Genomic DNA, 21,772 nt, shown 5'->3' with positions numbered 1-21,772 from the left:
CTGTCGCCCCGACGGGGCTCGCGCAGCTTATAGGCTGGGCAGGCATAAAAAAACCCCGGCCATGACTGGCCGGGGTTTTTCTTACCTGTAAACAGGTAGAGCGCGAGGGCTCGCTTACATCATGCCGCCCATGCCACCCATGCCGCCCATGTCTGGCATGCCGCCGCCAGCTGCGCCTTCGGCTTTCGGCTTGTCAGCGATGGCTGCTTCGGTCGTCAGGATCAGACCACCGATGGAAGCTGCAGCCTGCAATGCCGAACGGGTCACCTTGGTAGGATCCAGGATACCCATTTCGATCATGTCGCCGTAGACGCCAGTTGCAGCATTGTAACCGTAGTTACCTGCGCCGTTCTTGACTTCGTTGACCACAACGCTTGGCTCGTCGCCGGAGTTGGCAGCGATCTGGCGCAGCGGTGCTTCGACTGCGCGACGCAGTACAGCGATACCGACGTTCTGGTCGGCGTTGTCGCCGGTCAGGTTGGTCAGCGCTTCCAGAGCACGGATCAGCGCAACGCCACCGCCAGGAACCACACCTTCTTCGACGGCTGCGCGGGTTGCGTGCAGGGCGTCTTCAACGCGGGCTTTCTTCTCTTTCATTTCAACTTCGGAACCAGCGCCTACCTTGATCACTGCAACGCCGCCAGACAGCTTGGCCAGACGTTCCTGCAGTTTTTCACGGTCGTAGTCCGAGGAAGTTTCGCCAATCTGCTGACGAATCTGGTTGATACGGGACTGGATGTCGCCTTCAACGCCAGCACCGTCAACGATGATGGTGTTTTCCTTGGAGATGGTCACGCGCTTGGCGCTGCCCAGGTTCTCCAGGGTGGCACTTTCCAGGCTCAGGCCGATCTCTTCGGAGATGACGGTGCCGCCGGTCAATACGGCGATGTCCTGCAGCATGGACTTGCGACGGTCACCGAAGCCAGGCGCCTTGACGGCAGCGACTTTGACGATACCGCGCATGTTGTTCACGACCAGAGTCGCCAGGGCTTCGCCTTCGACGTCTTCGGAAACGATCAGCAGCGGACGGCCGGCCTTGGCAACGGCTTCCAGCACCGGCAGCATTTCGCGGATGTTGGAGATTTTCTTGTCGACCAGCAGGATCAGCGGGCTGTCCAGCTCGGCAACCATGGTTTCCGGCTTGTTGACGAAGTACGGCGACAGGTAGCCACGGTCGAACTGCATGCCTTCTACGACCGACAGTTCGTTTTCCAGGCCAGTGCCTTCTTCAACGGTGATCACGCCTTCTTTACCGACTTTTTCCATGGCTTCGGCAATGATGTCGCCGATGGAGCTGTCGGAGTTGGCGGAGATGGTGCCGACCTGAGCGATAGCCTTGGTATCGGCACATGGTTTGGACAGGTTTTTCAGCTCAGCAACGACGGCGATGGTCGCTTTGTCGATGCCGCGCTTGAGGTCCATCGGGTTCATGCCTGCAGCGACGGCCTTGTAGCCTTCGTTGACAATGGCTTGAGCCAGAACGGTAGCGGTAGTGGTGCCGTCGCCTGCGTCATCGTTGGCACGGGAGGCAACGTCTTTGACCAGCTGCGCGCCCATGTTTTCGAAACGGTCTTCGAGCTCGATTTCCTTGGCAACGGAAACGCCGTCCTTGGTGATGGTCGGGGCGCCGAAGCTTTTCTCGATGATCACGTTACGGCCTTTCGGGCCCAGGGTCGCTTTTACCGCGTCAGCCAGGACGTTGACGCCAGTGAGCATTTTCTTGCGGGCGGAGTCGCCGAATTTAACTTCTTTAGCAGCCATGATCGATTTCCTTGAATACTGGGGAGTAACGGGCGTTCAGTGGTATCAGCCTTCGACGACGGCGAGGATTTCGTTCTCGCTCATCACCAGCAGGTCTTCACCGTCGACCTTGACGGTGTTGCTGCCCGAGTAAGGGCCGAAGACCACCTTGTCACCCACCTTGACGGCCAGCGCGCGGACTTCGCCGCTATCCAGGATCTTGCCGGTGCCCACTGCGACGATTTCGCCACGGTTGGGTTTTTCAGCGGCCGAACCTGGCAGAACGATACCGCCAGCGGTTTTGGACTCTTCTTCGCTGCGACGGATAACGACGCGGTCATGCAGAGGGCGAAGCTTCATTGTCGATCTCTCCTAATTATGGTTTTCATCGGCCGGTGTGTACCGGCGGCGTGGATCTTCCGGCGTAACCGGTCGCGTCTGGCAATGCAAGACGCGGAAACATGTGTGGCGCTGATGCCACAAACCTTGCGGTGACCCATACATGAGGTCGACGCGCGGGATTACAAGGGCCAGGGTTAAAAATTTCCATGCCGACGGCCAAAAGAAACGGCGCCCGAAGGCGCCGTCGACACGCTGCAAGGCATTTTTCAGCGATCGGTACGCCCTGTTTCGCGTCCGACCACTTCACCTTCGATGACCTCGCCTTCGATCACGTGGGCGCGATAGGCCTGGGTCGAACCACCCGAGGGTGGCATGTCATCGGCGAACGCGCGCTGGCGCATGGCCTGCGCCTGGGCCCGCTCACGCACCTTGCGGATCAGGAAATGCCGGGTAAAGGGCAGCAGGCACAGCACGCCGAACACATCGGTGATGAAGCCGGGCACGATCAGCAGGACACCGCCCATTGCGGTAACCAGGCCATTGAACATCTGCTCGGCAGGCAGCTCGCCCCGCTGCAGACTGGCGCGGGTGCGCAGAACCGTGGCCAGGCCGGCCACGCGCATCACCAATACACCCAGCACCGAGCCGGCAATGATGAGCAACAGCGCGGGGAAAAACCCGATTGCAGTGCTCAACTTGAAGAAGACGTACAGTTCCAATACGGGGAACAACAGGAACAGCAATAGAAAAGCGCGCATCAAATGGTTTCCTCTACGGAAGAATGCCTTCCAGTAGACCCTAGATGACGTCAATAAATCGTTAATTCAAGGCAGGGGCGAATCGATGGCACCGCACATGCCCGCAAAACCCGCGTCCCTCGCGGCCTGGCGGACATGTGTCGGCGTATTGCAAGGTTACCAGGCGACGCCGAAACCGGCCGTGTAACGGGTGCTGTCGAGGTCGGCGCCACTGGTGCCGCTGACCAGGTCCTTCTCGGCCTTGAGATTGAGCGATGCCCATTCGGTAACCTTGTAGCGCAGGCCCACTTCGGCATCCAGGCTGTAATCGGCCACGTTGCTGATCGGCTTGCCGAGTTCGCCGTTGGTGAAGAACTCCACCGTCTTGCCGATCAGGTAGCGGTTGTAGTCCCACTTCATGGCCACGGAATAGAAGTTGTCTTTGTCGCCGTCGGCGTATTGGAAGTCGGTGCGGTTGAACAGGCCGCCCAGCGAGAACGCCCCGAGCTCGTCATCCCAGAACTGGTAGCCAGGGCCGGTACCGATGGTGCGCTGGCGCTCCAGGTCTTCGATCTTGTCGCGCTTGTAATCCAGGCGCCCCTGCCAGAACCACTGATCGGTGAAGAAGCGGTCGAGGGAGTATTCCAAGGCGAAATTGTCGGTGGTGACAACGCTGTCCTGGGACTCGCGGTTGTACTCGCCCGAGCCGATGTGGCGCCACTTGCCGTGCCGGGCGGTGGTCTTGAAGGCGACGTTATAGTCGTCGGTATCGGTTTCGGCGCGCTTGTAGTCCAGGCCCATGTCGACATTGCCCTTGATCTGCAGGTCGGTGACCACGGGCTTGGGCTTGATGATCTGCTGGATGCTGGCCAGTTCGACGGTCTTGGGCGCCTCACCGTTCTGCAGGATGACCTTGCCATCCTCGGCGGCTTTGATCGACTTGGGTTTCTCGCCCATGTAGTCATCCTGCTTGACCAGAAGCTCTTGATCGCTCTCCATGGTCTTGATCTGTTTCCAGTCCAGCGGAATCGAGCCGCCGTATTCGGTCTTGATCATCAGCTTGCCACCGTCGAACACGGTAATCTTGCCGGAAATGCGGTCACCGTTTTTCAGCCAGACCGTATCGGCAAAGGTCGCGGTAGAAGTGGAAGCCAGGGCAAGGCACAGCAGGGTTCTAGGCAACATAGGCAGATTCTGGGGGCTCTGATGTGTAGGAAATGCGGCATTATTCGGTAGGACTAGATCCGAGCAAGGACAGACACCCAGATGACAGACGAGTTCAATTCTCAACTGCAGAATGACCCCGATCAGGCCGCGGCCATTCGCCGCACCGCGCTCTACACCGTGCTGGCCCAAGTGCCAGAAGGCAAAGTCGTGACCTATGGGCAGCTCGCCGAACTGGCCATGCTCGGTCGCGCGGCGCGCTGGGTCGGGCGAACCTTGAGCCAACTGCCGGACGGCACCCGTCTGCCCTGGCATCGCGTGGTCGCCGCCGGCGGGCGGCTGAGCCTTGAGGCGGGAACGTCCAGCGGCGCCGAACAACGGGCGCGCCTGCGCAGCGAAGGCGTACTGATCATGAAGAATCGCGTCGATATGGCACGCCATGGCTGGCGTCCAGAGCAAGCATGCGGTTAGAGTGCGCGCTTTGTTTCGCAAACTGAGGCAGATTCCAGCCCATGCCCCGTAAAACCTGGCGCGCCGCGCTCGCCGCTTATGCCAGCCCTTCCACCGTTGTGCTTCTGCTGCTCGGTTTCGCTGCCGGCCTGCCGTACATGCTGGTGTTCTCGACCCTCTCGGTGTGGTTGCGTGAAGCAGGCGTCGCCCGTGAAACCATCGGCTATGCCAGCCTCATCGGTCTGGCCTATGCCTTCAAATGGGTATGGTCGCCGCTGCTCGACCAATGGCGGTTGCCGCTGCTCGGCAAGCTGGGGCGGCGGCGCTCCTGGCTGGTGCTGGCACAGGCACTGGTGATTCTCGGTCTGGTGGGCATGAGTTTCTGCGATCCGCAAAAGCATCTGTCGTGGTTGATCGCCATCGCCGTCGTGGTCGCCTTCGCCTCGGCCACCCAGGACATCGCCGTGGATGCCTACCGCCTGGAGATCGCCGAAGATCAGCGCCAGGCCGCCCTCGCTGCCAGCTACATGGCCGGTTACCGTGTGGCCGCGCTGTTGGCCACCGCCGGTGCCCTGTATTTCGCCGAAGGCTTCGGCTCCACGGGATTCGCCTATCTGCATCAGGCCTGGGCCAACACCTATCTGTTGTTCGGCTTGTTGATGGTGCCAGCGCTGATCACCACCCTGGTCATGCGTGAACCGCCAGTGGCCCTGCGCACGCAATTGTCGGCGGCGCGCTATGGCTTCAGCCATCAATTGATGTCGGTGTTCGTGCTGATCGTGCTGCTGGTGTCGGTACCGGCCATGTTCACCCAGCTGTACAACACCGATTTCGCCAGCGTGCTGTTCGGCAGCCAGAGCCTGATCGACCTGCTGCTCGAAGACCGGGCATTTCTGCGTGCCCTGCTCTACATCATTCTGACCGCCGCGTGCCTGTCGTCGGTCGGTCGCCGCGGGCTGGCGCCGGTGCTGACCCCGGTCAACGACTTCATTCTGCGCTACCGCTGGCAAGCCTTGCTGCTGCTGGGGCTGATCGCGACCTATCGGATGTCCGATACGGTCATGGGGGTCATGGCCAACGTGTTCTACATCGACCAGGGCTTCACCAAGGACCAGATCGCCAGCGTCAGCAAGATCTTCGGCCTGATCATGACCCTGCTCGGCGCCGGCTTCGGCGGCTTGCTGATCGTGCGCTTCGGCATCCTGCCGATCCTGTTCATCGGCGGCATCACTTCGGCCGGGACCAATTTGCTGTTCCTGATGCTGGCCGACATGGGGCCGAACCTGAAGATGCTGGTCTTGACCATCTCGCTGGACAATTTCAGTTCCGGCCTGGCCACCTCGGCCTTCGTCGCCTACCTGTCGAGCCTGACCAACCTCAAGTTCTCGGCCACGCAATATGCGCTGCTGAGCTCGATCATGCTCCTGCTGCCGCGCCTGATCGGTGGTTATTCAGGGGTCATGGTCGAGAAGTTCGGCTATCACAACTTCTTCCTGATCACCGCCCTGCTCGGCGTGCCGACGCTGCTGCTGATCGCCCTGCACTGGAAGCAGGAGAATGCGCGCATCGCCCGCGAGGGGCCCGACGAAGAAGCGACGTGACAAAAAAGCCCCGGCCATGACGACCGGGGCTTTTTCGTTACGCCTCGCAAGACGGCTCAGCCTGGCTGCTTGGCTTCTTCCTGCATCACGCGGATGACCCGCTGCGGGAACGGAATGTCGATACCCTCGGCGCGCAGGCGATCGCGAATCTCGCCGTTGAGCATGTTGGTCACTCCGCCGAAGTCGCCGGTGTTCACCCATATGCGCAGGGACACGGTGATCGAGCTGTCGCCCAGGGCGGCCACCACGGCCTCGGGTGCCGGCGTCTGCAACACGCGCGGGTCCTTGGCCAGGTCCAGCAGGATCTCGCGGGCCTTCTGCAGGTCGGCGTCGTAGTCCACGCCGATGTCGAAGGTGATCTTGCGCGTGGGCTGACGGTTGGTGTTGGTGATGATGCCGTTGGACAGATTGCCGTTGGGCAGGATCACCGTGCGGTTGTCGCCGGTGCGCAATACGGTGTGAAAGATCTGGATGGAGTCGACGGTACCGCTCACACCCTGAGCTTCGATCCAGTCACCAATACGGAAAGGACGAAACAGCAGGATCAGCACGCCGCCGGCGAAGTTCGCCAGGCTGCCTTGCAGGGCCAGACCGATGGCCACGGTCGCACCACCGATGGCGGCGACGAACGACGTGGTTTCGATGCCGATGGTCGAGGCGACGCTGACCAACAGCAGAATCTTCAGAACGACGTTGGCCAAGGTGCCGATGAAACGCTGCAACGCCAGGTCGATATGCCGCAACGCCAAGAGTTTCTGCAGGCTGGCGGTGACCCTGTTGATCAGCCACCACCCTACACACAGCACCACCAGCGCCAGGACGACCTTGCTGGCATATTGCATGACCATCGGAATCCAGGCTTGTGAAGCCTTTACCAGATGATCGACTTCTGCGTTCAAATCCATGGGGTTCTCCTACCACCGTAATACACGTATGCCCCCGACCACATGGGATCGCGTCCCTCGGGGGCACCTGCTCCGACGCCTCGGGCAGCCCAAGGTTTCATCAATCGCGGAAGTTGTTGAACTGCAGGGGCATGCCGAATTCCTTGGCGCGCAGGGCGGCAATCGCCTCCTGCAGGTCATCACGCTTCTTGCCGGTGATGCGCACCTGCTCACCCTGGATGGCCGCTTGCACCTTGAGCTTGGCATCCTTGACGTGGGCGACGATCTTCTTCGCCAGCTCCTTTTCGATGCCTTCGCGCAGCACGGCTTCCTGCTTCATTTCCTTGCCCGAGGCATAGGCGTCCTTGATCTCGAGGCACTGCACGTCGATCTTGCGCTTGACCAGGGCCATCTTGAGGATCTCGATCATGGCTTCGAGCTGGAACTCGGCTTCGGCGGTCAGGGTGACCGTGAGGTCCTTGAAGGCGAAGCTGCCTTTGCCTTTGAGGTCGTAACGGCGATCCAGCTCCTTGATGGCGTTGTCGACCGCGTTGGTGACTTCGTGCTTGTCCAACTCGGACACTACGTCGAACGAGGGCATGTGTTTTCTCCGGAAAATGATCGGCGGCTCGTTGGAAGAAGGAGCGCGCCTGGCTTGACGATTGAAATGCCCGCTCATTATAAGGGAGCCGGCATTGTGAAAGGCCACCTGCGGCTTGAATTCAGGCGCGGGTTATCCATTTTTCGAGCGAGTCTGCGATGCGCGAGCAACACCCCACCCATGATCCTGCGACCGAGCAGCCAGTGGATCGGACCTGGCATGTGCTGGGCGTCGGCAGCCTGGGCGTGTTGTGGGCGTGCCGACTGGCTCGTGCCGGTGTGCCGGTGCATCTGCTGCTGCGCGATGCCGCACGGGTGCAGGCGTACCTCCAGGCCGGTGGGCTGAGCTTGACCGAAGGCGCGCAGACCCATGTTCACCTGCTGCCCGCCACGAGCGTCGCCGGTGATGGACCGATCACGCGTCTGCTGCTGGCGTGCAAGGCTTACGATGCGCAGGCGGCCGTCGCCAGTGTCGCCGCGCGCCTGGTGCCGGGCGCCGAAGTGATCCTGTTGCAGAACGGCATGGGCAGTCAGCAAGCGGTAGCGCGGATGCTGCCGCACACACGCTGCATCTATGCTTCGACGACCGAAGGGGCCTATCGCGCTGGTGACTTCCAGGCGGTCTTCGCCGGGCAGGGACTGACCTGGCTGGGTGATGCCGACCCAAACTGCGCAGAGGCTCCGACGGCGCTGCTGGCCGACCTGGCTCGGGCTGGCATCGCGCATCAGTGGACAGACGCTATCGAATCGCGCCTGTGGCGCAAGCTGGCCCTCAACTGCGCGATCAATCCGCTGACCGTGTTGTATGGCTGTCGCAACGGGGCGTTGGCCGATCACCCTGACGAAGTGACCGCGCTGTGCGCCGAGCTGGCACGACTGCTGCGAGCGTGTGGCCAGGCAGACGCCGCCGACGGGCTGCATGAAGAGGTGCTAAGGGTCATCCAAGCGACGGCTGCCAACTACTCTTCGATGTATCAGGACGTCGACCAGGGTCGCCGAACCGAGGTCGACTACCTGCTGGGCTACGCCTGCGCAGCAGCGCTCGACCGGCAGTGCGAGGTGCCGGGTCTACACACATTGCAGGCACGACTGATCAAGGCCCTGCACAAGCCCTGAAGCCGCGTCGCTCCTTTCTCGGCCAATAAGCGCTCTCACGGTGCCTGCAGCACACTTTGCTACACTGCGGCTCTGCCCTGCACTGCCTTGGAAGCGATCACACCCATGCCCCTGCGCCAGAGACTCGAGAACCTGCCGGTTGGCCAGAAACTGCTGGCCGCCCTGCTGGTGCTGTTGACCACCGTGCTGCTGGTCGCCAACCTGACGTTCATCAGCGCGGCCTATTGGATCTCCCAGGAGAGCATGGCACCCCAGGCCCTGCAAACCATTGGCCGGCTGCTGGCCAACCCCAGCCTCGCGCAGCGGGCGGTGGGCTCGCCGCAGGAAGCCGAGGCCCTGCTCGAAGAACTCAATGGCTATTCGCCACTGCGCGCCGCCGCCATCTACGATGCCCAGGGCGAGCGCCTGGCCCAGTTGCAGCACGGCGATCGATTGAAGATGCCCGCGCGCTTCGACAGCATCGAAAGCTGGCGTTCCACCGAATTCCGCAGCACCCAGTTGGTGCCACTGCCCAACGCCGGCCATCTGTTGCTGGTGGCCAGCAGCGAGCTGCCCGTGGCGTTCTACACCGGCACCCTCACTGCGAGCCTCGGCATCCTGGTGTTCAGCGTGCTGTTGTGGCTGGTCATCGCCCGGCAGATCAAGCGCCTGATCACCCAGCCCATCTATCGCCTCGAAGAACTGTCGCGCCAGGTCACCCGCGAGGAGAACTACGCCCTGCGCGCAGGCCGCGGCAACCATGACGAGATCGGCAGTCTGGCGGAAGCCTTCAACACCATGCTCTCGCGCATCGAGGCGCGCGAACAGCAGCTCAAGCGAGCCCGCGACGAGTCTCAGGCGGCCTACGACCAGGCCCAGGGACTGGCCGAGGAAACCCGCCACACCAACCGCAAGCTCGAACTCGAAGTCCAGGTGCGCAGCAAGATCGAAAAGAAGCTCACCGGTTTCCAGAACTACCTCAACAGCATCATCGACTCCATGCCGTCGGCACTCATCGCCCTCGACGAGCAACTGTACGTCACCCAATGGAACCAGGAGGCCAGCGCCCTTTCCGGCACGCCGCTGGACGAGGCGCTGAATCAACCGATCTTTCTCGCGTTCGCCCCACTCAAGCCGTTCCTGCCGCAACTAAAGACCACCGTGGAACAACACACGGTGGCCAAGATCGAGCGGGTGACCTGGGTCAAGGACGACACGCCGCGCCATTACGCGCTGACCTTCTATCCGCTGATGGGCGGTGCCGGCCGCGGGGTGGTGATTCGCATCGACGACATCACCCAGCGCCTGTCGCTGGAAGAAATGATGGTGCAGTCGGAAAAGATGCTTTCGGTCGGCGGCCTCGCAGCGGGGATGGCCCACGAGATCAACAACCCCCTGGGCGCGATCCTGCACAACGTGCAGAACGTCAGGCGGCGCCTCTCGGCCGACCTGCCGAAGAACCTCGAACAAGCCAGCGACGCCGGTATCGATCTGGCCGCGGTGAACGCCTACCTGCAAGGACGAGAAATTCCGCAGCTGCTCGACGGCATCCAGCAGGCCGGCGCACGGGCCGCGAAGATCGTCACCCACATGCTCAGCTTCAGCCGCCGCAGCACTCGGGAAATGGCGCCCTGCGAGCTGCCGGCGCTTATCGATCAAGCCGTGGAAATCGCCGGTAACGACTTCGACCTGGCGATCGGCTTCGACTTCAAGGGGCAGAACATCGTGCGCCAGTTCGACCCGGCGCTGGGTCCGGTGCCCGGCACGGCCAACGAACTGGAGCAGGTGCTGCTCAACCTGCTGAAGAATGCCGCCCAGGCCATTCATCAACGCAGCGACGAACAGGAACCGGGACGCATCACCCTGCGCACGCGACTGAACCCGCCATGGGCGGAAATCCAGGTCGAGGACAACGGCGTGGGGATGCCCGAGAGCGTGCGCAAGCGCATCTTCGAACCGTTCTTCACCACCAAGGAGATCGGCCAGGGCACCGGGCTGGGCCTGTCGGTGTCCTACTTCATCATCACCAACAACCACAAGGGCCAGATGGAAGTGCAGTCCAGCCCCGGCCAGGGTACCTGCTTCACGCTGCGCCTGCCATTGGCCGGCAATCCGCTGCCCCTCACCACCACGGAGATATGAGCATGGGCTTTCGCCTGTCGAAGATTTACACGCGCACCGGCGACCAAGGTGAAACCGGGCTCGGCGACGGCCGTCGGGTGCCCAAGGACCATCCCCGCGTGGAGGCCATCGGCGAAGTCGACAGCCTGAACAGCCAGTTGGGCGTGCTGCTGGCGGGGCTGGCCGACGATTCGCGGCTGAACGAGGTCAGCGAGGTGCTCGCGCCCTGTCAGCATCGGCTGTTCGATCTGGGTGGGGAGTTGGCCATGCCTGCGTATCAGGCGCTGGATGCAGCTGAGGTAGAGCGCCTGGAGGCTGCCATCGATACCTGGAACGACGAGCTGGGCCCGCTGGAAAATTTCATTCTGCCGGGAGGCTCGCTGCTGATTGCCCAGGCCCATGTATGCCGCAGCCTAGCGCGTACAGCCGAGCGTCGCTGTCAGCAGCTCAACGCGGTGGAGCCGTTATCGGCGGTGAGCCTGGCGTACATCAACCGGATGTCCGATCTGCTGTTCGTGGCTGCGCGAATCATTGCTCGGCGTGAGGGTATTCCCGAGATTCTCTGGCAGCCAGCCAAATCGAGTGAACGCTGACGCGGCTTGCGCCGCTGCTACAAGGGGTGCGCGGAGCGGTTGTCAGGACGGCCAGAAAGCGCGGATGCCTGCGACACCTTGGGCACCGGTCTCCCAGGCTTTCGCCTGATCCTGCGGCCCCAGCCCGCCCAGCAGGAACACTGGCTGGTTGAAGCCCTCGATCAAACCACGTGCCTGATCCCAGCCCAGCGGCTGCGCATCGGGATGGGTCAGGGTCGGTTGCACGGGCGACAGGGTGACGAAATCAACACCCATCTGCTGCGCCAACGCTAGCTCTTCGGCATCGTGACAGGACGCGGCCAGCCAACGCTCGGCGGGGAACGGTCGGCCTTTGCTGGCGTATTTGCGCAACTGCGCCGAGGTCAGGTGCCACCCGGCCGAAGGAAAATCGCCCAGCCACTCCAATGGCCCCTTGAGCATCAACTGGGCCTTGCCTGCACACAATCCGACCGCATCCACCGCCAGGTCGCGGTACTGCGGATCGTAGCCATTGGGTGCGCGCAGTTGCAGCAGCTTGATGCCACCGGCGATCGCCTTCTGCATGCCGCGCAGCAGGGTCGAGTTGTCCAGCCCGTCCGGGGTGATCAGGTATTCGCCCGGCAGACTGGCCGCTGCGACGATTGGCCGATTGGCCTCGGGAAACGCGTAGCCCGGCAGCTCGCGCGCCTTGACCCATGCCAACGGCTGGCCTTCGACACCATGGGGTTCACCCGTGAACGCGGTGACTTCCCAGACATCCAGTAGGACCTGCTTGTCGGCGTAGTCGTGATGCACCTTGATCAACGGCCGCGCCAGGCTGACCTCGATCCCCAACTCCTCGCGCAACTCGCGGGCCAGCGCCGCCTGCACCGTCTCGCCGGGCTCGACCTTGCCACCGGGAAACTCCCACAGACCGCCCTGGTGCTGGGTATCGCCGCGACGGGCAATCAGAATGCGCTGATCCGCGCCACGGATCACCGCGGCGGCTACATGTATTCGTTTCACTCGATCTCCAGACCGCGCTGAGCTGCCAGTGCCCGGATGCCCCTGCAAGGCGCAGCCGGGCGCGCCAGTCAGGTGCGGTATTCGGCGTTGATCTTCACGTACTCGTGGGACAGGTCGGTGGTCCAGATGGTCTCGCTGCAATCGCCGCGACCCAGCTCGATCCGAATGCCGATCTCTTCCTGCGCCATCACCGCCGAGCCCTGTTCTTCGGTGTAGCTGGGGGCACGGGCGCCATGGCTGGCGATGCACACATCGCCCAAGAACACGTCGATCTTGCTGACATCCAGCTCCGGCACACCGGCACGGCCCACAGCGGCCAAGATGCGCCCCCAGTTCGGATCGGAAGCGAACAGCGCCGTCTTGATCAGCGGCGAGTGGGCCACTGTGTAGGCCACGTCCAGACACTCCTGGTGGTTGCCGCCGCCGTTGACCTGGACCGTGACGAACTTAGTCGCCCCCTCGCCGTCGCGCACGATGGCCTGGGCCACTTCCATGCACACCTCGAGAACCGCCTGCTTGAGCGCTGCGAACAGCGGCCCGCTGGCCTCGCTGATTTCCGGCAAGGCCGCCTGCCCGGTGGCGACCAGCATGCAGCAGTCGTTGGTCGAGGTGTCGCCGTCGATGGTGATGCGGTTGAACGACTTGTTGGCACCGTCGCGCAGCAAATCCTGCAGCACACCCGGCGCGACCTTGGCGTCGGTGGCGATGTAGCCCAGCATGGTCGCCATGTTCGGGCGGATCATGCCGGCGCCTTTGCTGATACCAGTCACGGTGACGGTAACGCCCTCGTGCTGGAACTGGCGACTGGCGCCCTTGGGCAGAGTGTCCGTGGTCATGATGCCGGTGGCCGCAGCCGCCCAGTTGTCGATCGACAGATCATCGAGCGCGGCCTGCAAGGCCCCTTCGATCTTCTCGACGGGCAGTGGCTCGCCGATCACGCCGGTGGAGAACGGCAGCACGGCGCTGGCGTCCACGCCCGCCAGTTCGGCCAGACGCGCCGTGGTGCGCTCGGCCGCGGCCAGACCCGGCTCGCCGGTCCCGGCGTTGGCGTTGCCGGTATTGGTCAACAGATAACGCACGGGGCCACCCACGCGCTGCTTGGACACAATGACCGGTGCCGCGCAGAACGCATTCAGGGTGAACACGCCGGCGACGCTGGAACCCTCGGCGCAACGCATGACCACAACGTCCTTGCGTCCGGGGCGTTTGATACCGGCGCTGGAGATGCCCAGCTCGAAACCCGGAACCGGATGCAGCGTGGGCAAGGGACCAAGACCAACAGCCATGTGAGCACTCCTTTGAGGAATCTGCGGCGTATCGTCGACGCCGCCAGTAGAGGGACGAACGCCGCGATCCGTACGCGGGCACCCATCCCGGGAACCAGCGTCAGTCGCGGCGCGATGTTGCTGCAAAAGCCTGTCGGAGCGCGATCAGTCGATCTTGCCGTGGCAATGCTTGAATTTCTTGCCCGAACCGCACCAGCACAACTCGTTGCGGCCCAGCTTCTGGTCATTGCGCACTGGCTCCGACACGGTGGCGGCAACGACTTCGGCGTCTTCGGCCAACACTTCGGGCTGATCCAGGCCAGGCGCCGGAGCGTGTTCGAACTGCATGCGCGCCGCCAATTCCTCGGCATCGCGACGCAGACGCGCTTCTTCCTCGACCGGATCTTCGCGGCGCACCTGCACATGCGACAGCACACGGATGGTGTCGCGCTTGATCGAATCGAGCAGCTCCTGGAACAGGCTGAACGACTCGCGCTTGTACTCCTGCTTCGGGTTCTTCTGGGCGTAGCCGCGCAGGTGAATACCGTGGCGCAGGTGGTCCATGGTCGACAGGTGATCTTTCCACAGGTCATCGAGAACGCGCAGCAGGATCTGCTTCTCGAAGGTGCGCAGGGCATCGGCGCTGGCCTGATCTTCCTTCTCGGTGTAGGCCGCCAGCAACTCGACCATGACCTTCTCGCGCAGGGTCTCCTCGTACAGCTTGTCGTCCGCATCCAGCCACTGCTGGATCGGCAGGCTCACGCCGAAATCGGTCTGCAAGGCCGCTTCCAGGCCTGGAACATCCCACTGCTCGGGCAGCGACTGTGGCGGAATGTGCTGGGAGAACAGCTGACCAAGGACTTCCTGGCGGAAGTCGGCAATGGTGTCACCGACATTGTCGGACGCCAGCAGGCTGTTGCGCATGTGGTAGATGACCTTGCGCTGCTCGTTGGCGACGTCGTCGAACTCCAGCAATTGCTTGCGGATGTCGAAGTTGCGGCCTTCGACCTTGCGCTGGGCCTTTTCGATCGCGTTGGTGACCATGCGATGCTCGATGGCTTCGCCGGACTGCATGCCCAGCGCCTTCATGAAGTTCTTCACCCGGTCGGAGGCGAAGATGCGCATCAGGCTGTCTTCCAGCGACAGGTAGAAGCGGCTGGAACCGGCGTCACCCTGACGACCGGCACGGCCACGCAGCTGGTTGTCGATACGGCGCGACTCGTGACGCTCGGAAGCGATGACGTGCAGACCACCGGATTCGAGCACCTGCTGATGACGCTTCTGCCAGTCGGCCTTGATCTGTGCGATCTGCTCTTCGGTCGGGTTTTCCAGGGAGGCGACTTCGACTTCCCAGTTGCCGCCCAGCAGGATGTCGGTACCGCGACCGGCCATGTTGGTGGCGATGGTCAGCGCGCCGGGACGACCGGCCTGAGCAATGATCTCCGCCTCCTTCTCGTGGAACTTAGCGTTGAGCACCTTGTGCTCGATGCCTTCCTGGTTGAGCAGGCGCGACATGTGCTCGGAGGTTTCGATGGTTGCAGTACCGACCAGCACCGGACGGCCCTGGGCCATGCTTTCCTTGATGTCGGTAACGATGGCGGCGTACTTCTCGTCCGCAGTCAGATAGACCAGGTCGTTGAAGTCCTTGCGCGCCAGCGGCTTGTTCGGCGGGATCACCATCACGTTGAGCTGGTAGATCTGGGCGAACTCGAACGCTTCGGTGTCGGCCGTACCGGTCATGCCCGAGAGCTTGTTGTACAGGCGGAAGTAGTTCTGGAACGTGGTCGAGGCGAGGGTCTGGCTCTCGGCCTGGATGTTCAGGTTTTCCTTGGCCTCGATAGCCTGATGCAGGCCTTCGGACAGGCGACGGCCGGGCATGGTGCGACCGGTGTGCTCGTCGACCAGCAGGATCTGCCCGTCCTGGACGATGTACTCGACGTTGCGGTTGAACAGCTTGTGCGCACGCAGGCCGGCGTAGACGTGGGTCAGCAGGCCCAGGTTGTGCGCCGAGTAGAGGCTCTCGCCCTCGGCCAGCAGGCCGGCGCGGGTGAGCATTTCCTCGATGTACTGGTGACCGGCTTCGTTGAGTTCGACCTGACGGGTCTTCTCGTCGATGCTGTAGTGGCCTTCCTTGGTGACCTGGCCCTCGACTTCCTCGATGTGCTGCTCGAGTTGCGGGATCAGGCGGTTGATCTCGGTGTACAGCTTGGAGCTGTCTTCGGCCTGGCCGGAGATGATCAGCGGCGTACGGGCTTCGTCGATCAGGATGGAGTCGACTTCGTCGATCACGGCGAAATTCAGCTCGCGCTGGAATTTCTCTTCCATGCTGAACGCCATGTTGTCGCGCAGGTAGTCGAAACCGAATTCGTTGTTGGTGCCGTAGGTGATGTCGGCGGCATAGGCCAGACGCTTCTCTTCCGGCGGCGCGAACGGCGTGACCACGCCGACGGTAAGGCCCAGGTATTCGTACAGCGGACGCATCCAGTTGGCATCGCGACGCGCCAGGTAGTCGTTGACCGTGACCACGTGCACGCCCTTGCCGGACAGTGCGTTGAGGTACACGCCCAGGGTCGCTACCAGGGTCTTGCCTTCACCGGTGCGCATTTCGGCGATCATGCCTTCGTGCAGGGTGATGCCACCGATCAGCTGGACATCGAAGTGCCGCATACCCATGACGCGCTTGCCGGCTTCGCGGCAGACGGCGAAGGCTTCGGGCAGCAACTGGTCGAGGGTCTCGCCTTTTGCCAGGCGGGCCTTGAACTCTGCGGTCTTGGCGCGCAGCTGCTCGTCCGAAAGGGCCACCATCTGCTCTTCGAAGGCATTGACGGCTTGTACCGTCTTGAGCATGCGTCGTACTTCACGCTCGTTCTTGCTTCCAAAAAGTTTCTTTAACAAAGGCGCAAACATATTGGCAGGATCTTCCACACATAGGGATGGAGGGCGGCCCCGTGAGTCGCCCGTGCAGCCCTCATGGCCGCATGCGAACGAGCATTCTACCCGGAAACGATGGAGAGGAAAGTGGCGCGATGTCCACGATGCTGGCACAGCGTTGTAATGGGGCGGCTTTACAATAAGGGCTTTTTCGCCAACTTCAACCCGCAAGGTGCAGATGTCATCCATTCAAACGCCGCGAGCTGGCCTGTGTCGTCCATGTGAAACGGTGTGGGCGAGGGATTCTGTTAACATGCCGACTCAGTAACTTCAGGTGTATCCCCATGGTCTTTCGCCCCCTGCCCGCTCGGGCACCGGCAGTCCTGCTGCGCGAAGCCAAACCGCTCAAGGCCTTGTTCAGCCAGGCTCAGCGCCTGTCGCATCTGCAGCGCCTGTTCGAGAGCCAACTGCAGCCGGCGGCGCGCGAGCATTGCTACGTCGCCTCGTGGCGCGAGGGCAGCCTGTTGCTGATCGTCACCGACGGCCACTGGGCCACGCGCCTGCGCTACCAGCAGAAGCGCCTGCAACGCGATCTTCAGGCGCTGGAGGAATTCAGCAGCCTGACGCGCATCCTGTTCAAGGTGCAGCCGCCCACCGTGCAGAGCAAGGCCGGCGCGCGCAGCATCGACCTGTCGATCAGCGCGGGCGAGAACATCCAGGCGACCGCCGAGGGCATCAGCGATCCCAATTTGCGCGCGGCGCTGGAACGTCTGGCAGCTCACGCCAAGCGGCCACGCTGAGCGCTCGCCACGCCCCGGCCGTCCTCCCGCCCCGCCCCAAAAAACAACACCCAAAAAAAAGCCACCCAATGGGTGGCCTATAAATGTGAAACCAGAAAAGAGAGGTTGTATCAACCCAACGCAGCTGGCCGCATGTAAGAGATCGGTACCGTGCTGGCATCTTCGAACGTAACCACTTCCCAGGCGTCATCCTGCTCGAGCAGACGACGAAGAAGCTGGTTGTTCAGTGCGTGGCCCGACTTGTAGCCACGGAATTCGCCAATCAGGCTGTTACCCAGCTGATAGAGATCGCCGATTGCATCGAGAATCTTGTGTTTGACGAATTCGTCTTCGTAGCGAAGACCGTCCTCATTCATGACGCCTGCCTCGTCCACCACGATAGCGTTTTCAACGCTGCCGCCCAGTGCACGATTGTGCTTGCGCAGGTATTCAAGGTCGCTCATGAAGCCGAACGTGCGCGCCCGACTGACTTCCTTCACGAAGGACGTGCTGGAAAAGTCGACGCTGGCGGTCTGGGTGCGATCCTTGAAGACAGGATGATCGAAATCTATTTCGAAGCTCACCTTGAACCCTTCGAAAGGCAGGAAGGTGGCGCGCTTGTCGCCCTCCGTCACTGTCACTTCACGCAGGATCCGGATGAATTTCTTCGGCGCGTCCTGTTCTTCCAGGCCAGCCGATTGAATCAGGAATACGAAGGGTCCGGCACTGCCATCCATGATCGGCACTTCGGACGCGGAGAGCTCGACGTAGGCGTTATCGATTCCCAGGCCCGCCATGGCCGACAGTAGATGCTCTACGGTATCGACCTTGACATCGCCATTGACCAAAGTGGTGGACATCGTGGTGGCGCCGACATTGTGGGCGCGCGCAGGAATCTGCACGACCGGATCGAGGTCGACACGGCAGAACACGATGCCGGTATCCACGGGCGCGGGCTTCAAGGTCAGGTAGACCTTCTCACCGGAGTGCAAGCCGACGCCTGTGGCACGGATAATATTCTTCAGGGTGCGTTGTTTAATCATGGCATTGGCCGCTTCAGCGCAAATTGCGAACTGGTATCAACAAAGGCTGGCGATGATAGCAGACCGAACCTTTGCTGAACACCAATCACCCTAATACCCCTGATAAATTGCATCAATCGGCCTGACGACGCAGGAAGGCCGGGATGTCCAGATAATCCAGATCATCCTGAGGGTTCAGCTTGGCCGCAGCGGCCGTCCCGGCGTGCGCCTGGTTGCGCATCACGGTCGGGCGATCCAGGTCGCGGTAGTTCACCGATGGAGCGTCCTGACGAGCAGGCTGCTGCGAAGGTGGAGGCGTCTGCGCTGCGGTCTGCATGGTGTTGTCGATGACCTTCACAGGCTTCTCGATCTTCGCGCCCAGGCCGGTGGCCACGACGGTAACGTGCAGTTCGTCGCGCATGTCCGGATCGATCACGGTACCGACCTTGACCATCGCGTGGTCGGAGGCGAACGCTTCGATGATGCTACCCACGTCGGAGTATTCACCCAGCGACAGGTCGGGACCTGCGGTGATGTTGACCAGGATGCCGCGAGCGCCCTGCAGGTTGACGTCTTCGAGCAGCGGGTTGCGAATGGCCGCTTCGGTGGCCTCGCGCGCGCGGTTCGGACCGCTGGCGCAGCCGGTACCCATCATCGCCATGCCCATTTCGCTCATCACGGTACGCACGTCGGCGAAGTCGACGTTGATCATGCCCGGACGCTTGATGATGTCGGAGATACCGCGAACGGCACCAGCCAGCACGTCGTCAGCCTTGGCGAACGCCGACAGCAGGCTGGCGTCCTTGCCCAGGATGGTCAGCAGCTTCTCGTTGGGAATGGTGATCAACGAGTCGACGCTTTCGGACAGCATGCGGATGCCTTCATCGGCGATCTGCATGCGCTTGCGGCCTTCGAAGGGGAACGGACGGGTCACGACCGCAACGGTCAGGATGCCCATTTCCTTGGCCACTTCGGCGATGATCGGTGCAGCACCGGTACCGGTACCGCCGCCCATGCCGGTGGTGATGAAGACCATGTTGGTGCCTTGCAGCACTTCGGCGATGCGCTCGCGGTCTTCCATCGCGGCCTGACGGCCGACTTCGGGGTTGGCGCCAGCGCCCAGGCCCTTGGTGACGCCGGTACCCAGTTGCAGGATCGTGCGTGCGCCGATGTTCTTGAGTGCCTGAGCATCGGTGTTGGCGCAGATGAATTCAACGCCTTCGATGTTGCTCTTGACCATGTGGTTGACGGCGTTGCCGCCGCCACCGCCGACACCGATAACTTTGATTACCGGGCTTTGCGGGATGTTGTCTACGAGTTCGAACATGTGCCCTCTCCTTTCTCTATTTGTGTGCGCCTACCGCTACTGCCGTTTTGAATCAGAAATTGCCTTGCACCCAACGCTTCAGCCGTTCCAGCACCGGAGCCTTGGTGTCATCGCTATAACTGCTGCTGTTGCTGATGCCTGACAGGTTCAAGCCATCGGATTGCTTTTGCAGGCCGTACATCAGCAGGCCCACGCCGGTGGAATAGATCGGGTTGCTGATGACGTCACTCAGCCCCCGTACGCTATGCGGCACGCCCAGGCGCACCGGCATGTGGAAGATTTCTTCGGCCAGCTCGACCGCGCCTTCCATTTTTGCCGTACCACCGGTCAGCACGATGCCGGCCGGGATGAGGTCTTCGTAGCCGCTGCGACGCAGCTCGGCCTGGATCAGGGTGAACAGTTCGTCGTAGCGTGGCTCGACGACTTCGGCCAGCGCCTGGCGCGACAGCTCGCGCGGCGGACGGTCGCCGACACTGGGCACCTTGATGGTTTCGCCGGCACCGGCCAGCTTGGCCAGGGCGCAGGCGTAACGGATCTTGATCTCTTCGGCGTACTGCGTGGGGGTCCGCAGGGCCATGGCGATGTCGTTGGTGACCTGGTCGCCCGCAATGGGGATGACTGCGGTGTGACGGATGGCGCCTTCGGTGAAGATGGCGATATCCGTGGTACCGCCGCCGATGTCGACCAGGCACACGCCCAGTTCTTTCTCGTCATCGGTCAGCACCGAGTAGGCCGAGGCCAACTGCTCGAGGATGATGTCGTCGATTTCCAGGCCGCAGCGACGAACGCACTTCTCGATGTTCTGAGCCGCGTTGACGGCGCAGGTCACCACGTGAACCTTGGCTTCCAGACGCACGCCGGACATGCCCAGGGGCTCGCGCACGCCTTCCTGGTTGTCGATCACGTAATCCTGCGGCAGGGTGTGCAGGACGCGCTGGTCGGCCGGGATCGCCACGGCCTGGGCCGCGTCCAGAACGCGTTCCAGGTCAGCCGTGCTGACCTCACGGTCGCGAATGGCCACGATCCCGTGGGAGTTCAGGCTGCGAATGTGGTTACCGGCAACGCCGACGAACGCCGAGTGAATGCGGCAACCGGCCATCAGCTGGGCTTCTTCGACCGCACGCTGGATCGACGCCACGGTCGACTCGATGTTCACCACCACGCCCTTCTTCAGGCCGCGCGAGGGATGGGTGCCGATCCCCACGATGTCCAGCGTACCGTCGGCCGCGACTTCGCCCACCAGCGCCACCACCTTGGAGGTACCGATGTCCAGCCCGACGATCATTTTGCCGCTTTGCACGTTTGCCATGGTCCTGCCTCTTGTCAATTCTTCGCGACGGCGGGCTTGTCCGCCGTCGGGGCGCTCGGTTCACGCCAGCCCACGGCCAGGCCGTTGGCATAACGCAGGTCGATACGCGCGATATTCGTGATCTGGTCTTTGAGTGTCTTGTCGTAAATGGCGATAAAGCGGCGCATTTTTTCCATCAAGTGGTCACGTCCCAGCAACAGCTCGATGCCTGGGCCGGCGCTTCCTGCGCCTGTGGTGAGAAACCAGCTGCCGCGTTCGGTCAGTTCCAGCCGGGCTACCGAATAGCCCAGCGGACGCAACATCTGACTCAGCACCTGGTATTGCTGCATCACCTGCTGTTGGGCCCGTGCCGGGCCGAACAACTGCGGCAAGTGTTCGTAGTTGCCCAGTTCGCGAGGCGCGAACGCCTGGCCCTGGTTGTTGAGCAGTGACTCGTTGCCCCAGCGCGCGACCGGCAGTTGCTCTTCCAGGCGAATCACCACCTGGTCGGGCCACACCCGGCGCACTTCAGCGTGGGCGATCCAGGGCATGGTCTCCAGCTCGGTGCGCATGCGGGTCAGGTCGATGCTGAAGAACGTGCTGCCGACGTAAGGCTGGATACGCTCCTGCACCGACTGCTGGTTGATGTAGGCCAGGTCGCCCTGCACCGACACCTTGGTGATCGGGCGGTCGGCGTAGGGCATCAGGTACTGGGCGCCTTCATAGGTGCCAAAACCCAGACCCACCAGCAGCACCGGCCACATCAGCTTCTTGAAGATACTGAAGTTGGCCTTGGGCAGACGCACCGACAGTGGCTCCTTGGCCACCATGCGGCTTGCACCCCGCGGCACCGGCTTGTTGCGACCGATGGCAGGTGACTGATGGCGAATCATTGGGCCGTGCATGGTC

At 62.3% G+C, this 21,772-nt stretch carries 19 protein-coding genes; 6 read left to right on the top strand and 13 right to left on the bottom strand.

The genetic code is table 11. The features are described from left to right. Positions 1-114: 114 nt before the first annotated feature. From groL to QMX89_RS03250, 4 genes are all read right to left on the bottom strand, one after another. The gene (gene groL / locus QMX89_RS03265) at positions 115-1,761 is read right to left on the bottom strand and encodes a chaperonin GroEL (RefSeq protein ID WP_049860640.1); all 1,647 of its coding nucleotides are present in this window, start codon (positions 1,759-1,761) and stop codon (positions 115-117) included. Between the two features lie 45 nt (positions 1,762-1,806). Next, entirely contained in the window at positions 1,807-2,100 is a 294-nt protein-coding gene (locus QMX89_RS03260; protein WP_043186886.1) for a co-chaperone GroES, read from the bottom strand. Between the two features lie 248 nt (positions 2,101-2,348). Next, positions 2,349-2,840 (bottom strand): FxsA family protein, encoded by a 492-nt coding sequence (locus QMX89_RS03255; RefSeq protein WP_282346797.1) that lies wholly within the window; start codon positions 2,838-2,840, stop codon positions 2,349-2,351. Between the two features lie 156 nt (positions 2,841-2,996). Beyond that, positions 2,997-4,004 carry a DUF481 domain-containing protein gene (locus tag QMX89_RS03250; protein ID WP_056845064.1) on the bottom strand — a complete coding sequence of 336 codons (1,008 nt, stop codon included), beginning with the start codon at positions 4,002-4,004 and terminating at the stop codon, positions 2,997-2,999. Between the two features lie 81 nt (positions 4,005-4,085). On the opposite strand from QMX89_RS03250, the gene QMX89_RS03245 reads away from it, so the two are divergent. Then, on the top strand, positions 4,086-4,454 hold the full coding sequence (locus QMX89_RS03245) for an MGMT family protein (protein ID WP_056845063.1): 369 nt from the start codon (positions 4,086-4,088) through the stop codon (positions 4,452-4,454). A gap of 41 nt (positions 4,455-4,495) precedes the next feature. Then, complete coding sequence (locus QMX89_RS03240) at positions 4,496-6,034, top strand: AmpG family muropeptide MFS transporter (RefSeq protein WP_056845062.1); 1,539 nt, start codon at positions 4,496-4,498, stop codon at positions 6,032-6,034. Positions 6,035-6,090: 56 nt separating this feature from the next. Here the strand turns inward: QMX89_RS03240 and QMX89_RS03235 are convergent, their stop codons facing one another. Beyond that, on the bottom strand, positions 6,091-6,939 hold the full coding sequence (locus QMX89_RS03235) for a mechanosensitive ion channel family protein (protein ID WP_049860635.1): 849 nt from the start codon (positions 6,937-6,939) through the stop codon (positions 6,091-6,093). A 100-nt stretch (positions 6,940-7,039) separates the two neighbouring features. Beyond that, positions 7,040-7,519: a YajQ family cyclic di-GMP-binding protein gene (locus QMX89_RS03230; RefSeq protein ID WP_049860634.1), complete on the bottom strand. Its 480-nt coding sequence runs from the start codon at positions 7,517-7,519 to the stop codon at positions 7,040-7,042. Positions 7,520-7,722: 203 nt separating this feature from the next. Between QMX89_RS03230 and QMX89_RS03225 the strand changes: the two genes are divergently transcribed. The 3 genes from QMX89_RS03225 to QMX89_RS03215 all read left to right on the top strand — a co-directional run bounded on the left by QMX89_RS03225 (position 7,723) and on the right by QMX89_RS03215 (position 11,327). Beyond that, positions 7,723-8,634 (top strand): putative 2-dehydropantoate 2-reductase, encoded by a 912-nt coding sequence (locus QMX89_RS03225; RefSeq protein WP_282346938.1) that lies wholly within the window; start codon positions 7,723-7,725, stop codon positions 8,632-8,634. 105 nt (positions 8,635-8,739) lie between these two features. Further along, positions 8,740-10,755 (top strand): ATP-binding protein, encoded by a 2,016-nt coding sequence (locus tag QMX89_RS03220; protein ID WP_049860632.1) that lies wholly within the window; start codon positions 8,740-8,742, stop codon positions 10,753-10,755. A gap of 2 nt (positions 10,756-10,757) precedes the next feature. Then, a complete protein-coding gene (locus tag QMX89_RS03215; RefSeq protein ID WP_282346791.1) occupies positions 10,758-11,327 on the top strand; it encodes a cob(I)yrinic acid a,c-diamide adenosyltransferase in 570 nt (189 codons plus the stop codon). Between the two features lie 42 nt (positions 11,328-11,369). Here the strand turns inward: QMX89_RS03215 and QMX89_RS03210 are convergent, their stop codons facing one another. From QMX89_RS03210 to secA, 3 genes are all read right to left on the bottom strand, one after another. Further along, a complete protein-coding gene (locus QMX89_RS03210; protein ID WP_282346789.1) occupies positions 11,370-12,311 on the bottom strand; it encodes a Nudix family hydrolase in 942 nt (313 codons plus the stop codon). Positions 12,312-12,379: 68 nt separating this feature from the next. After that, positions 12,380-13,597 (bottom strand): bifunctional glutamate N-acetyltransferase/amino-acid acetyltransferase ArgJ, encoded by a 1,218-nt coding sequence (gene argJ / locus QMX89_RS03205; RefSeq protein ID WP_282346788.1) that lies wholly within the window; start codon positions 13,595-13,597, stop codon positions 12,380-12,382. Positions 13,598-13,741: 144 nt separating this feature from the next. Beyond that, positions 13,742-16,483, bottom strand: coding sequence for a preprotein translocase subunit SecA (gene secA / locus QMX89_RS03200; RefSeq protein ID WP_090356544.1), 2,742 nt, complete (start codon positions 16,481-16,483; stop codon positions 13,742-13,744). A gap of 308 nt (positions 16,484-16,791) precedes the next feature. On the opposite strand from secA, the gene QMX89_RS03195 reads away from it, so the two are divergent. Beyond that, the gene (locus QMX89_RS03195; protein ID WP_049860627.1) at positions 16,792-17,247 is read left to right on the top strand and encodes a DciA family protein; all 456 of its coding nucleotides are present in this window, start codon (positions 16,792-16,794) and stop codon (positions 17,245-17,247) included. Between the two features lie 110 nt (positions 17,248-17,357). Here the strand turns inward: QMX89_RS03195 and lpxC are convergent, their stop codons facing one another. From lpxC to QMX89_RS03175, 4 genes are all read right to left on the bottom strand, one after another. Beyond that, the gene (lpxC, locus tag QMX89_RS03190; protein WP_049860626.1) at positions 17,358-18,269 is read right to left on the bottom strand and encodes a UDP-3-O-acyl-N-acetylglucosamine deacetylase; all 912 of its coding nucleotides are present in this window, start codon (positions 18,267-18,269) and stop codon (positions 17,358-17,360) included. Positions 18,270-18,381: 112 nt separating this feature from the next. After that, on the bottom strand, positions 18,382-19,575 hold the full coding sequence (gene ftsZ / locus QMX89_RS03185) for a cell division protein FtsZ (RefSeq protein ID WP_122741486.1): 1,194 nt from the start codon (positions 19,573-19,575) through the stop codon (positions 18,382-18,384). A gap of 52 nt (positions 19,576-19,627) precedes the next feature. Next, positions 19,628-20,884, bottom strand: a complete 1,257-nt coding sequence (gene ftsA, locus QMX89_RS03180) for a cell division protein FtsA (protein WP_043186854.1) — start codon at positions 20,882-20,884, stop codon at positions 19,628-19,630. Positions 20,885-20,898: 14 nt separating this feature from the next. Beyond that, on the bottom strand, positions 20,899-21,768 hold the full coding sequence (locus QMX89_RS03175; RefSeq protein ID WP_122741485.1) for a cell division protein FtsQ/DivIB: 870 nt from the start codon (positions 21,766-21,768) through the stop codon (positions 20,899-20,901). Positions 21,769-21,772: the final 4 nt, after the last annotated feature.

Source organism: Pseudomonas sp. PS01301 (assembly GCF_029960215.1).
GTDB classification, from domain to species: Bacteria; Pseudomonadota; Gammaproteobacteria; order Pseudomonadales; family Pseudomonadaceae; genus Aquipseudomonas; species Aquipseudomonas coleopterorum.
The sequence above is the reverse complement of the archived record's forward strand: the minus strand, read 5'-3'. Positions and strand labels throughout refer to the sequence as shown.